We start from the raw sequence: 15604 nt of genomic DNA on the forward strand, positions 1-15604 counted from the left end.
CTTATTACAGGATATCTGATATGAAAATTGTGCAAGCTGCGATGGCGGGAACGCTCGAGTCCAGCGACCTCATGGTTAAGGTCAGCCCCGATGAGAGCGGGCTGGACGTGGTCATCCAGAGCGAAGTGTATAAGCAATTCGGCGACCGAATTGCAGAGGTGGTCCATGAAACCCTGGCTGCGTTCAACATCGAACAGGGGCAGATCATTGTTGATGATAAAGGTGCCCTGGATTGCGTGATCCGCGCCCGGGTGCAGGCTGCTCTGCTCAGGGGAATGGCCCGGGATGACATTGCATGGGAAACGTTATAATGAAAAAGTTACGTCGCAGTATGTTATTTATTCCCGGTTCAAGTGCCGCCATGCTTTCGACGGCATTTATTTATAAACCTGACTCCATTATGTTTGATCTGGAGGATGCCGTCGCGCTGAAAGAAAAAGACAGCGCCCGACTTCTGGTATTTCATGCTCTGCAACACCCGATGTACAACGATATTGAAACCGTTGTCAGAATTAACCCGCTTAATACCCCTTTTGGTTTAAAGGATCTGGAAGCCGCCGTCAGGGCAGGGGTGGATGTTATTCGTCTGCCGAAAACCGACACACCGGAAGATATTTATCAGCTCGAACGTGAAATCGTCCGCATTGAAGAAAGCTGCGGGCGTCCTGTTGGCTCAACGAAATTAATGGCGGCAATCGAATCCGCCGTCGGTGTCATTAATGCCGTTGCCATTGCGAAATCCTCCGACCGTTTAATGGGGATTGCGCTCGCCGCCTTTGACTACGTGATGGATATGCAAACCGAGCGGGGCGACGGAACAGAGCTGTTTTATGCGCGGTGCGCGGTATTACATGCCGCGCGCGGGGCAGGGATCGACGCTTTCGACGTGGTCTACGCCGATGTCAATGACGAGGCCGGTTTCCTGAAAGAAGTGGATCTCATCCGCCGGATGGGCTTCAACGGAAAATCGCTGATTAATCCGCGACAAATTGAAATTCTTCACAACGCCTACGCGCCCACGCAGGAAGAAGTGGATTACGCCCAGCGCGTGATTGCTGCCGCAGAAGAGGGCGAACGCAACGGACTCGGGGTGATCTCGCTGAACGGCAAAATGATCGACGCGCCGATTATCAACCATGCCCGGGTTGTTATCGAACGCAAAAATGCCTCTGGCATTCGTCAGTAATCACCTTTTTTCGTAAGCGACAGGATGAATAATGAAAAACCTAACTGAAACCCTGCACCACATTCCCGGCACGCGTCGTGAATACGTCGCCTTCAGCGGCGCTAACGCGACGACGCCGTATCTTTCTGATACACAGCAAAAATATCAGCGAAAACTTTTTGCCAGCGTGGACGAGGTGCTGGCCCGCTGCGATCTGCATGACGGCATGACCGTGTCTTTCCATCACGCCTTCCGCGAAGGGGATAAGGTCATCAACTACGTGATGGACAAACTGGCTCAGCGCGGTCTGAAAGGGATCACGCTGGCATCCAGTTCGTTAATGTCCTGTAACACGCCGCTTATTGAACACATTCGCAATGGCGTAATCGGCAAAATCTACACTTCCGGGATGCGTGGCGAACTGGCAGATGCGATTTCGCACGGTCTGATGGAGGAGCCGGTACAAATCCACTCCCACGGCGGGCGGGTGAATTTGATTCAGAAGGGCGAAATTGCCATTGATGTCGCTTTCCTGGCAGTCTCGTGCAGCGACGAATATGGCAATGCCAGCGGTAACGGCGGCACATCGCAGTGCGGCTCGCTCGGTTATGCGATGGTCGACGCAAAATATGCCAGGAAGGTGGTTCTGCTTACCGAAACCCTGAAACCATTCCCTAACTTGCCGGCCAGTATCATTCAGGATCAGGTTGACTATGTGGTGCAGATTGAGAGCGTCGGTGATCCGGCAAAAATCAGCGTCGGTGCCGCCAGGGTCACCAGCAACCCACGCGAGCTGATGATTGCCCGTTCTGCCGCCGACGTGATTGAACATTCCGGCTATTTCCGCAACGGCTTTTCCATTCAGACCGGGTCAGGTGCGGCGTCAACCGCCTGTACGCGGTTTATGGAAACCCGGATGCGCAAACACAATATTGTCGCCCGATTTGCGCTCGGCGGGATCACCGGCAGCATTGTCGATCTGCATCAGAAAGGGTTAATTGAAAAGATCCTCGATACGCAAAGCTTTGACGGCACGGCGGCAGCCTCCATGGCGGTCAATCCTCACCATGTGGAAATTTCCACTAACGTCTATGCGAATCCGGCTGCAAAAGCCGCCTGCTGCGACAGGGTGGACGTGGTCATTCTCAGCGCGCTGGAGGTGGACACCCAGTTCAATGTCAACGTCCTGACCGGCTCCGACGGCGTGATGCGTGGGGCGTCAGGCGGACACTGCGACGTCGCCGCGGCGGCCAATCTCACCATCGTCGTGGCTCCACTGATCCGTAGCCGCATTCCTACCGTCGTCAGACAGGTCACCACGCTGGTGACGCCGGGCGAAAGTATTGACGTTTTGGTTACCGATCACGGTATTGCCGTGAACCCGGCGCGCCCGGAGGTCCGCGAACGCTTGATTCACGCCGGGCTGCCCGTCGTCGACATTGAGGTGCTGTATCAGAAGGCGTTGCTCATCTCGGGTGAGCCTAAGCCGGTGGCGTTTACCGACCGGATCGTTGGCGTGGTGCGCTACCGCGACGGCAGCGTGATTGATGTGGTTCACCAGGTGAAGGAGTGATCCCCATGACGGATAACGCATCGAACGCCCCTGTTTCGCTGGAACAGGTTCTGACATCAAAAGAGCAGCGCGCACGCCGACAGCAGGCGTGGCTGTTTCAGTCGGATCATACCGTGGTATCCGTCACGCTGGTCTGGCCGGGGGCGGTGAAGGATACCGGTCTGGCCCGACGAGTGATGGACGTTGCGAATGAGGCGCTCGGAGAGCTATTCCGCACGCATCAGTGGACGGTCTGTCGCCAGCAGACTCTGCAGCCGGTCACGGGGCCGGAAGCGCTCTGGTCGGTGGCGGCCCCGGCCTGGATGATCAAGCACGTCACCGCGCATCTCGAAGATAACCATCCTCTGGGACGCCTGTGGGATATCGACGTGCTGTGTCCGAAAACGGGACTGCTGAAAAGAAGCGCCATCCAGCAACCGATGCGCAGATGCTTTATCTGCCATGAACCTGCTCACGTTTGTTCCCGCATGCGACGTCATTCGCTGGCCGAGCTCACGCGCGTAATCGAGGCGTTAACCGATGACTACTTCGCTTGCCAGATGTAATGCGCCAGACGTTCAGCACCCCTTCGCGGAGCTGGCGGCCGAGGCCATGTATCGGGAAATTCGCTTGACCCCGAAACCGGGTCTGGTAGATCGCGTCAACAGCGGGGCGCATCGCGATATGAATTACGCGCTGTTTATGGCCAGTATCGCGGCCATTGCCCCGTGGTTCACCGCGTTCTTTAACGTCGGCAGGGAGACAGCCCGTCTTGCCGGGCCGCAAACGCTGCGGGCAATAAGGCCGGTCGGTCTGGCCTGCGAACAGGCGATGTTCAACGCCACCGGCGGGGTGAACACCCATAAAGGCGGCATCTTCTCTCTGGGGCTGTTGTGTGCCGCGGCAGGGCGTCTGACGCAAAGGCAGGAAAGCCTCACGCAGCGCAGCCTGTGCGATGAGAGCAGGGCGATTTGCGCTGGCATCGTTGATCGGGAGCTGAAAAATCGCGGCGTGGCGAAAACGAAGGGCGAGCAGCAGTTCCAGGCATACGGTTTAACCGGTGCCCGAGGGGAAGCTGAAAGCGGTTTTGCCACCGTCCGCCACGCCGGACTACCTCATTTTGAAATGGCACTGCGCCAGGGAGCCTCTGAGGATGACGCGTTACTGAGAATGTTGCTCGGGCTGATGGCGGCGAATCCGGATACCAATCTTGTTTCACGGGGGGGAATAAAAGGGCTGAATTATGCCAGACGCTATTCCGGACGAATTTTAGCGGTGAAACATCTGACGCCGGAGAAACTCGTTAACGCCTTAACCGATATGGACGTTCAGTTTATTCGCCGGAATTTAAGCCCGGGCGGGAGCGCAGATCTTATCGCCGTCGGATGGTTATTGTCGCAGTTTCCGTGCGAATAATCGAAAAGGAAAACGTCATGATTGAACAACGCCTCAAGCAGCTCAGTAGCGTCTATACCGTGGTTCTTGTACCGGGTCTGAGAGACAGCGATGAACATCACTGGCAAAGCTGCTGGGGCCGACGTTTTCCTTTCTGGAAGCGAATTCAGCAGAAAAACTGGTTCGAGCCCGATATTGAAAACTGGGTCTCCGCCATTACCCGCGAGCTGGCAGCGTGTCAGCTGCCCGCCATCCTCGTCGGCCATAGCTTTGGCGCGCTGGCGTCATGCCGGCTGCTGCAAACGCGGCGGGTAAACGTCGCCGGGGTGGTGATGGCCGCACCGGCAGAGCCCGCGTTTTTCGGCCTTGAAGAGGCCATTCAGCCTGCGCCATTACCGGTTCCCTGCCTGATGTTTGCCAGCAGAAACGATCCCCTGATGCGCTTCTCCCGCGCGCAGTTCTGGGCTGCCTGTTGGAAGGGGCAGTTAATCGATATCGGCGAGGCCGGACATATTAATGCCGAATCTGGGTTTGGTGAATGGTCTTACGGACTCGAACGATTAATTGAATTTTGTGAACAACTTTAGCTTTAACAGGAGAGCCTATGTTAGATGATTATAATCAGCACCTGCACGCGCGTGCTGAATGGGGTATTCCGGCGAAACCCTTAACGGCGGAACAAACTGATGCGCTGATTCAGCGTTTAATTAATGATGCACCCGCACATCATCCGGAATTAATTCATTTATTAACCCACCGCGTCTCGCCGGGCGTCGATCCTGCCGCAAAGCTCAAAGCCGAGTTTTTATTTAAGGTGGCGCTGCAGGAATACCGTGTTGATGGGTTGACGCCCGAAGCGGCGACGACGCTGCTGGGCTCGATGCAGGGAGGCTATAACGTTCAGCCACTGATCGATCTTCTCGAGCATCCAGGGCTGGGAAGGCTGGCCGCAGAGCAGCTTGCTTCCACGATCCTGGTTTTTGAAAAATTCAGCGAGGTCGAAGCCAAAGCGCTGAGCGGTAACGATCGGGCAAAAGAGGTACTTCAGTCCTGGGCAGATGCCGACTGGTTCACCCGCCGTCCGGCCATGCCTGAAAAAATGACCCTTAAGGTGTTTAAGGTTCCCGGTGAGACCAATACCGACGATTTGTCTCCAGCCCCGGAAGCGTGGTCACGTCCGGATATCCCGCTGCACGCGCTCTCCATGCTCAGTAACGCCCGGGAAGGGGTTGAGCCTGATGAACCCGGCGCGCGCGGGCCGTTGCGCCAGCTGGCAGAATTAAAAGCGGCTGGCTGGCCGCTGGTCTATGTTGGTGACGTTGTGGGAACGGGATCGTCACGTAAATCCGCCACCAACTCCATTTTATGGCACATCGGGAACGATATTCCTTTCGTGCCGAATAAACGCAACGGCGGGTTTGTGTTTGGCGGCAAGATTGCCCCCATTTTCTTTAATACGCTCGAAGATTCCGGTGCCTTGCCGGTAGAGATGGATGTCTCCACGCTGACGACCGGGATGCTGATCGATCTTTATCCCCGGAAAGGGGAAATTCGGGAGACGGAAAGCCAGTGGCTGGTGACGACCTTTACGCTGAAAACCGAGGTGCTGCTGGACGAAGTGCGCGCCGGCGGACGTATCCCGCTGATTATCGGACGCAGCCTGACGGCGAAAGCGCGGAAATCGCTGAAGCTCGAGCCTTCAGAAGTGTTCCGCAAGCCCGCCGCACCCGCACCCTCTGCAACAGGCTTTACGCTGGCACAGAAAATGGTGGGTAAAGCCTGCGGCGTGGCGGGGATCCGTCCAGGACAATACTGCGAGCCGAAAATTGCGACCGTGGGATCTCAGGATACTACCGGCGGGATGACGCGCGACGAGCTGACCGATCTTGCTTGCCTCACGTTTTCAGCCGACCTGGTGATGCAGTCTTTTTGCCACACCTCTGCCTACCCTAAGCCGGTGGATGTTCAGCTCCACGAAACCCTGCCGGAGTTCATTACCCGCCGTAATGGGGTTGCGCTGAAACCGGGGGACGGCATTATCCACTCCTGGCTTAACCGCATGCTGCTGCCGGATACGGTGGGCACCGGTGCCGACTCCCATACCCGCTTCCCGCTGGGGATCTCCTTCCCGGGCGGCTCCGGACTGGTGGCGTTCGCCGCGGCAACGGGCATTATGCCGCTGGATATGCCGGAATCGGTGCTGGTTCGCTTTACGGGCGAGATGCAGAAAGGGATCACCTTGCGCGACCTGGTTCACGCCATTCCGCTTTACGCCAGAAAGCAGGGCCTGTTGACGGTCGAGAAAAAGAATAAGCGCAATATTTTCTCGGGCCGGATCCTTGAAATTGAAGGGCTGGAAACACTGAGTGCAGAGCAGGCGTTTGAGCTGGCTGACGCCTCCGCTGAACGGTCTGCTGCCGCTTGCGTGATGCGCCTGTCGGAGGACAAGGTCGCACAATACCTGCGTTCCAACGCGGCCCTGCTGCGCTGGATGGTTAAGCAGGGATATGAGAACGCCGACACGCTTGAACGACGCATCGCTGAAATCGAGGCGTGGCTGGCTAACCCGTCGCTGCTTTCGGCCGATCCTGATGCGGAATATGCCGCACTCATTGAGATTGATCTCAATGAAATCACCGAACCGGTGGTCTGCGCGCCAAACGATCCGGATGATGCTCGCTTACTTTCTGAGGTGGCCAACACGCCGATAGAGGAGGTCTTTATTGGCTCCTGCATGACCAACATCGGTCATTTCCGCGCTGCGGGTGAAATCCTGGCCGATGCCGGTGAAAGCCAGGCGCGGCTGTGGATCGCGCCTCCGACCAAAATGGATGCCCGGCACCTTTCCCGTGAGGGCTATTTTAGCCAGTTTATAAAGTCGGGAGCGCGAATCGAGCCCGCGGGCTGCTCCCTCTGCATGGGGAACCAGGCGAGGGTGCGCGAAGGGAGCCACGTGGTATCGACGTCAACCCGAAATTTCCCGCATCGTCTGGGAACGAATGCCAGCGTTTTCCTTGCCTCGGCAGAATTAAGCAGCGTCGCGGCCATCTTGGGTAAAATGCCCACCGTTGACGAGTATTTTCGCTATACCGATAAACTTCACGGCGCGCATGAAAATATCTATCGTTATCTCAGTTTTGACACCCTGACCGAATATCAAATCACAGAAGGTGATAATATTCCGATTGTTAGCGTGTAGTTTCTTATTATTTATTTAGAAGATATATTTATCCGGCAGAGGCGTCTCTCAGGAGAATCCTCTGCCATTCAGGGACCCTTTTCTCATGGGTGAGATATGCTTAAATCCAATGTTTTAAAAACAATCTTACTTGCCGTAATAATATTATTATCAATATTTATCCCTCCGCCTGATGGATTAACCAAAGAGGCGTGGATACTGGCAGGAATATATTTATCCGCTATCGTTGGCCTGGTCATTAAACCTTATCCCGAACCCGTCATCATGCTTGTCGCGGTCGCGTTAACCTGTTTTACCGTGACAAAATTCCCGGATTCACCCGTCAAATCAATGGATGTGCTGAGCGGATACGCTTCCGGCACCACCTGGCTGGTGTTCAGCGCCTTTACGCTTAGCGCGGCGTTTGTCACCACCGGTCTGGGGAAACGGCTTGCCTACTGGTTTATCCTGAAATTTGGCAGCACGACGCTTAGACTGGGCTATGTAACCGCCTTGCTGGATTTGGTACTGGCACCTGCCACTCCCTCAAATACCGCGCGGGCAGGTGGGGTGGTTTTCCCTATTATTAACAGTATCGCGACCGTATTGGGGTCAACACCACAAGAGTCACCGCGCAAGGCCGGACGTTATTTAATGGTCAATGTCTATATGGTCACTAAAACGACCAGCTATATGTTTTTAACGGGTTTTGCGGGAAATGCATTAGCGCTGCAGCTTATTTCAGATATTTTCCATATTCATATTAGCTGGATCGGCTGGATGCTGGCGGGCGCCCCGCTGGGGTTATTGATGCTGTGTATCATTCCCTATATTTGCTACCGGGTTGCTTCCCCGGAAATTAAACATATTGATAATGTCGCAATTGCGACCAACGGCCTGCAAAGCCTCGGGGCAATGAGCATCAAAGAGAAAGGGCTGGTGGTGATTTTTATCGCCGCGTTACTCGGTTGGATCTTCTCTCGTCACCTTGGGCTAAATGAATCCGCCGTCGCCATTATCGCGATGGGAGCAGCGCTGCTGTTTAATATTATCGGCTGGAGCGATGTTCAAAAAAATAAGGGCGGCTGGAATACCCTGATGTGGTACGGGGGCATCATCGGTCTGAGCGCCACCCTGAGCAAGGAGGGATTTTTCCGCTGGCTGGCTGATTTCCTGTCGGCACATCTGGATTTCCTCAGCGCCGGTAATATGACCATCGTGATTATCGTGTTTCTCAGCGTCCTGGTTCGCTATTTCTTTGCCTCCGGCGGGGCATACGTCGCGGCCATGGTGCCGGTGTTTGCCACCGTAGGCCTCGTCACCGGAACGGCGCCCGTCCTGCTGGCGCTTGCCATTCTGTTTTCCAACTCGTATGGCGGCTGTATCACGCACTATGGCGGCGCGGCAGGACCCATTATCTTCGCCTCGGGGTATAACGATATTAAGTCATGGTGGACGATTGGCACCGTCGTGGCGCTATGCACGTTTCTGATCCACATATTCCTCGGCATTCCGTGGTGGGGTTTCCTGATGCAGCACGGTATGCTGCAGTATTAATCGCCCGGTGGCGTCTACACCTGACCGGGCCTACATGCGTGTGAACGTAGGTCGGGTAAGGCGTAGCCGCCACCCGACAAATCAACGGCGCGATCTCACCACCTGATACCGCCGCGTAAAGTACTCAAACGGCGCGCTCCACACGTGCACCAGACGTGTGAACGGGAAGATAAGGAAGATCGTCATCCCCAGCACCAGATGCACGCGGAATATCGGCGCGACGCCGCTCAGCATCTCCGACGAGCCGCCCTTAAACGTCACAATTCCCTGCGCCCAGCCAACCAGCTTCATCATCTCGCTTCCGTCAGGGTACTGCGCTGAGAAAGGAATGGTCGACAGCCCGAGAATGCACTGGATCAGCAAAATGCTCATGATGATGATATCCGGCGTGGTGGACGTGGCACGCACGCGCTGATTGAACAGGCGGCGGTAAAGCAGCATAGAACCGCCAATCAACGTCAATACGCCACAAACCCCACCGGCAATCATGGCCAGCTGCTGTTTAACGGCAACGGGTAAAAACCAGGCGTACATCCAGTGCGGGGTTAACATGCCGAACAGGTGTCCGAAGAAGATCCCCAGAATGCCGATATGAAACAGGTTCGAAGCCCAGTTCATCCCGCGCTTGCTGAGCATCTGGCTCGACGAGGCGCGCCAGGTATATTGCCCGTAGTCGTAGCGCAACCAGCTGCCGAGGAAAAAGACGGTGGCGCAGATGTAGGGGTAAATGTCATAGAAAAACACGTTCAGGTAATGGATCATTTTGGGCCTCCGGCGCTGACGTCCACGTACTGGGGCGCGACGTCCTGGCTAAAGCGTCGTTGATATTGCTGCATCGGCGAGCTGTCGCACGATGTGGCGTTGTCTTCGATAAATTTGACCTGTTCCTCTTCCCATACGGCGTCCAGCGCCTGGCGGGTATCATCCCGTTTTTCACCGGACACCTGTTTTGCCACGCTGTCGCTGGAAAGCCGCGTTCCCGCCAGCGTCAGCAGGGCATCAAACAGCTGATAGTGCGCCACGCCGCGCTGCTTCAGGCGGCCGCCGATAAGCGCCAGGATCGGTGCGACGTTTTGCAGCCCGTCACGCGCCTCGTCGTCGGTGACGATGCTGAGGTATTCCAGGTAGAGCGGCAGATAGTCCGGCAGCTCGCGGCAGTCCAGCTGAAGCCCGGCTTTCTCGTACTGAGTCATCAGGTCGACCATCGCCTGGCCGCGATCGCGAGACTCCGCGTGAACGTGCTCGAACAGCAGCAGCGACGTCGCGCGACCGCGCTCAAATACTTCGCACCATTCGGCCTGTTTATCCAGCAGCGGGGCGTTCAGGTGCTGCCGGGTAAACGGCAGCAGCGTGGGCGCGTCCTGCTCAATTAACGAAAGCGCTTCGTCACGGCTTTCCCACAGGGTTTCATCGGGATACTCAATCAGCAGCGCGATGATTTTGAGGATTTGCATTACTCTCCCTCCCCGTGTTCGCGCACCTCGGTGATGTTGATCGCGTCAATTCGGCTGCTGTTGAAAAGGTTGAATTTGGTATCGGAACCGTGGCAGCCGTCGCCAAAGGTGAAGCCGCAGCCGTTTTTCTCCGGGAAGGCGTCGCGCGCCATTTCGCGGTGGCTGGTCGGGATCACGAAGCGATCTTCGTAGTTGGCAATCGCCAGATAGCGATACATCTCCTCAACCTGCGCTTCGGTCAGGCCCACTTCTTCAATAGCGCGGGTATCGGTCACGCCTTCCACGGTCTGGGAACGTTTGTAATGGCGCATCGCCATCATGCGTTTCAGGGCGCGCAGCACCGGGCCGGTATCGCCCGCGCTGAGCATGTTTGCCAGATACTGCACCGGAATGCGCAGGCTTTCGACCGCGGGAAGTACGCCGTCGCTTTGCGGCAGACCACCGGCGTCCGCGTATGACTGAATCGGTGACAGCGGCGGCACATACCAGACCATCGGCAGGGTGCGGTATTCCGGGTGCAGCGGCAGAGCCAGCTTCCAGTCCATCGCCATTTTGTAGACCGGGGAACGCTGGGCGGCGTCAATCACGTTCTGCGGAATACCCTGCTTCAGCGCTTCCTCAATCACCGCCGGATCGTTCGGGTTGAGGAACACGTCGCACTGTCGCTCGTACAGATCGGTCTCATGCTCGGTGCTGGCTGCCTCTTCGATACGGTCCGCATCGTACAGCAGCACGCCGAGATAGCGGATGCGCCCGACGCAGGTTTCCGAGCAGACGGTCGGCTGGCCTGACTCGATGCGCGGATAGCAGAAGATGCATTTCTCTGACTTGCCGCTTTTCCAGTTGAAGTAGATTTTTTTGTACGGGCAGCCGCTGATGCACAGACGCCAGCCGCGGCATTTGTCCTGGTCGATGAGCACAATGCCATCCTCTTCGCGCTTGTAGATGGCACCGCTCGGGCAGGTGGCGACGCAGCTCGGGTTCAGGCAGTGCTCGCACAGGCGCGGCAGGTACATCATGAAGGTGTTTTCGAACTGGCCGTACATCTCCTTCTGGATCTTCTGGAAGTTGCGGTCGCGGGCGCGTTTCTCGAACTCGCCGCCCAGCAGCTCCTCCCAGTTTGGCCCCCAGACGATTTTGTCCATCCGCTTGCCGTCAATCAGCGAGCGGGGGCGGGCGGTAGGGAGGTGATCCCCCTCCGGCGCACGATGCAGGTCCTGATAGTCAAAAGTGAAAGGTTCATAGTAATCGTCAATCTGCGGCAGGACGGGGTTGGCAAAAATCTTCGACAGCACACCCATTTTGCCGCCGAGACGCGGGGTCAGCTTGCCGTGAATGCCGCGGATCCAGCCGCCTTGCCACTCCTCCTGGTCTTCCCAGTTTTTCGGATAGCCGATACCCGGCTTAGTTTCGACGTTGTTAAACCACGCATATTCCATACCTTCACGCCCGGTCCAGACGTTCTTACAGGTGACCGAGCAGGTGTGGCAGCCAATGCATTTATCGAGATTCAGAACCATGCCAACCTGTGAGCGTATTTTCATTTTTTCGCCTCCTGTACCTGATCCCGACCTTCGCCGTCCAGCCAGTTAATGTTTTTCATTTTGCGGATCATGATGAACTCGTCGCGGTTGGAGCCGACGGTGCCGTAATAATTGAAGCTGTACGCCAGCTGGGCGTAGCCGCCGATCATGTGCGTCGGTTTCGGGCACACGCGCGTCACCGAGTTGTGGATCCCGCCGCGACGTCCGGTCACCTCTGACCCTGGAATGTTCAGAATGCGCTCCTGGGCGTGATACATCATGGTCATGCCCGGCGGCACGCGCTGGCTGACCACCGCGCGGGCGGTGAGGGCGCCGTTGGCGTTGAAGGCCTCGATCCAGTCGTTGTCCTCAATGCCCAGCTCGCGCGCGTCGGTTTCGCTGATCCAGACAATCGGACCGCCGCGAGACAGGGTCTGCATTAGCAGGTTTTCGCTGTAGGTGGAATGGATACCCCACTTCTGGTGCGGCGTCAGGAAGTTAAGCGCTTTTTCCGGGAAGCCGTTCGGCGGGATCTCGCGCATATGCGTTACGCTGCGGGTGTCAATCGGCGGACGGTAGGCCACCAGACTCTCCCCGAAGGCGCGCATCCACGGGTGATCCTGATACAGCTGCTGGCGGCCAGAAAGGGTACGCCAGGGGATCAGCTCGTGAACGTTGGTGTACCCCGCGTTATAAGAGACGTGTTCGCTCTCAAGACCGGACCAGGTTGGGCTTGAGATGATTTTGCGCGGCTGCGCCTGGATATCGCGGAAGCGGATCTTCTCGTCTTCTTTGTTGAGCGCCAGATGGGTGTGGTCGCGCCCGGTCAGTTCACCGAGGGCCTCCCAGGCCTTAACCGCCACCTGTCCGTTGGTTTCCGGTGCCAGGGCGAGGATCACCTCGGAGGCGTCTATCGCCGTTTCAATGCGCGGACGGCCTTTGGCCGGGCCGTCGAGCTTGACGTAGTTGAGCTTGCCGAGGAAATCCACCTCGTTCTGGGTGTTCCACGAAATGCCTTTCCCGCCGTTGCCGAGCTTATCCATCAGCGGCCCGAGGGAGGTGAAGCGTTCGTAAGTTTCCGGGTAATTACGCTCGACCACCACGATGTTCGGCGCCGTTTTACCGGGGATCAGATCGCATTCGCCTTTGCGCCAGTCCTGAATGTCAAACGGCTGCGACAGCTCCGCCGGGGAGTCGTGCTGGAGCGGCTGTAGCACCACGTCGGTTTCGGTACCGAGATGGCCGACACACACCTCGGAGAAGACTTTGGCGATGCCCTTGTAGATCTCCCAGTCGCTGCGCGATTCCCACGCAGGGTCGACGGCGGCGGAAAGCGGGTGAATAAACGGATGCATGTCCGAGGTATTCATGTCGTCTTTTTCATACCAGGTGGCGGTCGGCAGGACGATATCGGAGAACAGACAGGTGCTGGACATGCGAAAATCGAGCGTCACCAGCAGGTCGAGCTTGCCCTCGATGGCGGCGGTCTGCCATTCCACTTCCTCAGGCTTCACATCGTCCGTTGAGCCTAAATCTTCACCCTGAATCCCGCTCTCGGTGCCGAGCAGGTATTTCAGCATGTATTCGTGGCCTTTCCCGGACGAGCCGAGCAGGTTGGAGCGCCAGACGAACAGGTTGCGGGGATGGTTTTTACCGTTGTCGGGCTGCTCGCAGGCGAAACGCACGTCACCGGATTTTAGCCCCTGCACGGTGTACTCCTGCGGCGTCATGCCCGCCGCCTCCGCGCGGGCTTTTATGTGCAGCGGGTTGAGGTTGAGCTGCGGCGCCGACGGCAGCCAGCCCATGCGCTCGGCGCGGACGTTGAAATCAATCAAGTGGCCGGTGAACCTCGAGGCGTCCGCCAGCGGGGAGAGCAGCTCCTGCGCGGTCAGCTTCTCGTAGCGCCACTGGCTGGCGTGGTTGTAGAAGAATGAGGTGCTGTTCATCTGGCGCGGCGGACGGTTCCAGTCCAGCGTGAAGGCCAGCGGCAGCCAGCCGGTTTGCGGGCGCAGCTTCTCCTGGCCCACATAGTGCGACCAGCCGCCGCCGCTCTGCCCGACGCAGCCGCAGAAGACCAGCATGTTGATCATCCCGCGGTAGTTCATGTCCATGTGGTACCAGTGGTTCACCCCGGCACCCAGAATGATCATTGAGCGACCGTGCGTTTTATGCGCCGTATCGGCAAATTCGCGGGCGATTTTTTCTATCAGGTACGCCGGCACGCCGGTGATCTGCTCACCCCAGGCGGGCGTGTAGGCCTTGATCTGGTCGTAGCTGTCTGCGGCATTACTGTCCTCCAGACCGCGATCGAGACCGTAGTTCGCCAGTACCAGATCGTAAACGCTGACCACGCGTTTCTGACTGCCGTCGGCGAGCGTCAGGGTTTTACTCGGCACGCGGCGCGTCAGCACCGGTTCCTGCTTCACGCTGCGGAAATGCGGGTTCTCGTTGCCGCCAAAGTAGGGGAAGGCGACGTCGGCAATGCTGTCGTGGGTAACGAGCAAAGAAAGCGTCAGTTCAGTTTCCTGTCCTGCGGCAAGCGACTCCAGGTTCCATTTCCCTTTTTCGCCCCAGCGGAAGCCTATCGAGCCGTTTGGCACCACCAGGTTCCCGGCAATATCAAAGGCGACGGTCTTCCACTCTGGGTTATTGGCTTCCCCCAGTCCGTCGACGAGGTCGGAGGCGCGCAGCATCCGCCCGGGTACAACGCGACCCTCTGCCTGCTCGTCCAGCAGAACCAGCATCGGCATGTCGGTGTAGCGGCGACAGTAGTTGAGGAAGTAGTCGCTCGGGTTATCGAGGTGGAACTCTTTGAGGATCACGTGGCCCATCGCCATGGCGAGGGCGCTGTCGGTGCCCTGTTTGGGTGCCAGCCACTGATCGCTTAGCTTCGCTACTTCCGAGAAGTCCGGCGTAATGGCAACCGTTTTGGTCCCTTTATAGCGCACCTCGGTAAAGAAATGGGCGTCCGGGGTTCGCGTCTGCGGCACGTTCGAGCCCCAGGCGATGATGTAGCTGGAGTTGTACCAGTCGGCAGACTCCGGCACGTCGGTCTGCTCGCCCCAGGTCATGGGAGAGGCAGGCGGCAGATCGCAGTACCAGTCGTAGAAGCTCAGGCAGGTGCCGCCCAGCAGGGAAAGGTAGCGCGTACCGGCGGCATAAGAGACCATCGACATCGCCGGAATAGGGGAAAAACCGGCCACGCGGTCCGGGCCGTAGTTCTTGATGGTCCAGACGTTGGCGGCGGCAATCAACTGGTTTAGCTCTTTCCAGTTCGAGCGGATAAACCCGCCTTTACCGCGTGCCTTTCGGTAGCTTTGCGCCTTTTGCGGATCGTTTTGAATGGCATCCCACGCCAGAACAGGATCGGTATGCTGCGCCAGCGCCTCGCGCCAGAGCTCAATCAGCCTGCGGCGCACCAGCGGGTATTTAAGGCGGTTCGCACTGTAGAGGTACCAGGAGTAGCTTGCGCCACGCGGGCAGCCGCGCGGTTCGTGGTTGGGCAGGTCAGGGCGGGTGCGGGGATAGTCGGTCTGCTGGGTTTCCCAGGTCACCAGGCCGTTTTTGACGTAAATCTTCCAGCTGCAGGAGCCGGTACAGTTCACGCCGTGGGTAGAGCGCACGATCTTGTCGAACTGCCAGCGCTGACGGTAGCTGTCCTCCCAGTCGCGGTTGGTATGGTACACCTGTCCGTGCCCATCGGCGAAACTGTCGCCCTTTGTTTTGAAGTAACGGAAGCGGTCCAGCAGTTTGCTCATGACATTTCTCCTGCTTCGATAG

At 57.5% G+C, this 15604-nt stretch carries 12 protein-coding genes; 8 read left to right on the forward strand and 4 right to left on the reverse strand.

Going from position 1 to position 15604, the window contains the following annotated elements:
• Window positions 1-20 precede the first annotated feature (20 nt).
• The 8 genes from citD (at window position 21) to CWR52_RS00535 (ending at window position 8847) form a co-directional block, all read left to right on the forward strand.
• Window positions 21-311, forward strand: a complete 291-nt coding sequence (gene citD, locus CWR52_RS00500) for a citrate lyase acyl carrier protein (protein WP_104948466.1) — start codon at window positions 21-23, stop codon at window positions 309-311.
• Window positions 311-1186, forward strand: a complete 876-nt coding sequence (citE, locus tag CWR52_RS00505; RefSeq protein WP_023616934.1) for a citrate (pro-3S)-lyase subunit beta — start codon at window positions 311-313, stop codon at window positions 1184-1186. Before citD ends, citE begins: the two co-directional genes overlap by 1 nt.
• A 31-nt stretch (window positions 1187-1217) precedes the next feature.
• Window positions 1218-2738 carry a citrate lyase subunit alpha gene (gene citF, locus CWR52_RS00510; RefSeq protein WP_104948467.1) on the forward strand — a complete coding sequence of 507 codons (1521 nt, stop codon included), beginning with the start codon at window positions 1218-1220 and terminating at the stop codon, window positions 2736-2738.
• Between the two features lie 5 nt (window positions 2739-2743).
• The gene (citX, locus tag CWR52_RS00515; protein WP_104948468.1) at window positions 2744-3283 is read left to right on the forward strand and encodes a citrate lyase holo-[acyl-carrier protein] synthase; all 540 of its coding nucleotides are present in this window, start codon (window positions 2744-2746) and stop codon (window positions 3281-3283) included.
• The gene (gene citG / locus CWR52_RS00520) at window positions 3258-4133 is read left to right on the forward strand and encodes a triphosphoribosyl-dephospho-CoA synthase CitG (RefSeq protein ID WP_104948469.1); all 876 of its coding nucleotides are present in this window, start codon (window positions 3258-3260) and stop codon (window positions 4131-4133) included. Before citX ends, citG begins: the two co-directional genes overlap by 26 nt.
• 17 nt (window positions 4134-4150) lie before the next feature.
• Entirely contained in the window at window positions 4151-4699 is a 549-nt protein-coding gene (locus tag CWR52_RS00525; RefSeq protein ID WP_104948470.1) for an RBBP9/YdeN family alpha/beta hydrolase, read from the forward strand.
• Between the two features lie 17 nt (window positions 4700-4716).
• Window positions 4717-7311: a bifunctional aconitate hydratase 2/2-methylisocitrate dehydratase gene (gene acnB / locus CWR52_RS00530; protein ID WP_104948471.1), complete on the forward strand. Its 2595-nt coding sequence runs from the start codon at window positions 4717-4719 to the stop codon at window positions 7309-7311.
• A 96-nt stretch (window positions 7312-7407) separates the two neighbouring features.
• Window positions 7408-8847, forward strand: a complete 1440-nt coding sequence (locus CWR52_RS00535) for an anion permease (RefSeq protein WP_104948472.1) — start codon at window positions 7408-7410, stop codon at window positions 8845-8847.
• Between the two features lie 81 nt (window positions 8848-8928).
• On the opposite strand, the gene narI is transcribed toward CWR52_RS00535, so the two are convergent.
• Genes narI through CWR52_RS00555 form a run of 4 tightly spaced genes read right to left on the reverse strand, consistent with a single transcriptional unit; the run spans window position 8929 to window position 15582 of the window.
• Window positions 8929-9609 carry a respiratory nitrate reductase subunit gamma gene (gene narI / locus CWR52_RS00540; protein WP_104948473.1) on the reverse strand — a complete coding sequence of 227 codons (681 nt, stop codon included), beginning with the start codon at window positions 9607-9609 and terminating at the stop codon, window positions 8929-8931.
• Window positions 9606-10301, reverse strand: a complete 696-nt coding sequence (narW, locus tag CWR52_RS00545; protein ID WP_104948474.1) for a nitrate reductase molybdenum cofactor assembly chaperone — start codon at window positions 10299-10301, stop codon at window positions 9606-9608. The genes narI and narW overlap by 4 nt, the downstream gene beginning before the upstream one ends.
• Window positions 10301-11845, reverse strand: a complete 1545-nt coding sequence (gene narH, locus CWR52_RS00550) for a nitrate reductase subunit beta (RefSeq protein ID WP_008501747.1) — start codon at window positions 11843-11845, stop codon at window positions 10301-10303. The genes narW and narH overlap by 1 nt, the downstream gene beginning before the upstream one ends.
• Window positions 11842-15582 carry a nitrate reductase subunit alpha gene (locus tag CWR52_RS00555; RefSeq protein WP_104948475.1) on the reverse strand — a complete coding sequence of 1247 codons (3741 nt, stop codon included), beginning with the start codon at window positions 15580-15582 and terminating at the stop codon, window positions 11842-11844. The genes narH and CWR52_RS00555 overlap by 4 nt, the downstream gene beginning before the upstream one ends.
• Between the last annotated feature and the right edge of the window lie 22 nt (window positions 15583-15604).

The sequence above is a fragment of the Enterobacter sp. SGAir0187 genome, from assembly GCF_002952735.2.
Classification (GTDB): Bacteria; Pseudomonadota; Gammaproteobacteria; order Enterobacterales; family Enterobacteriaceae; genus Enterobacter; species Enterobacter quasiroggenkampii.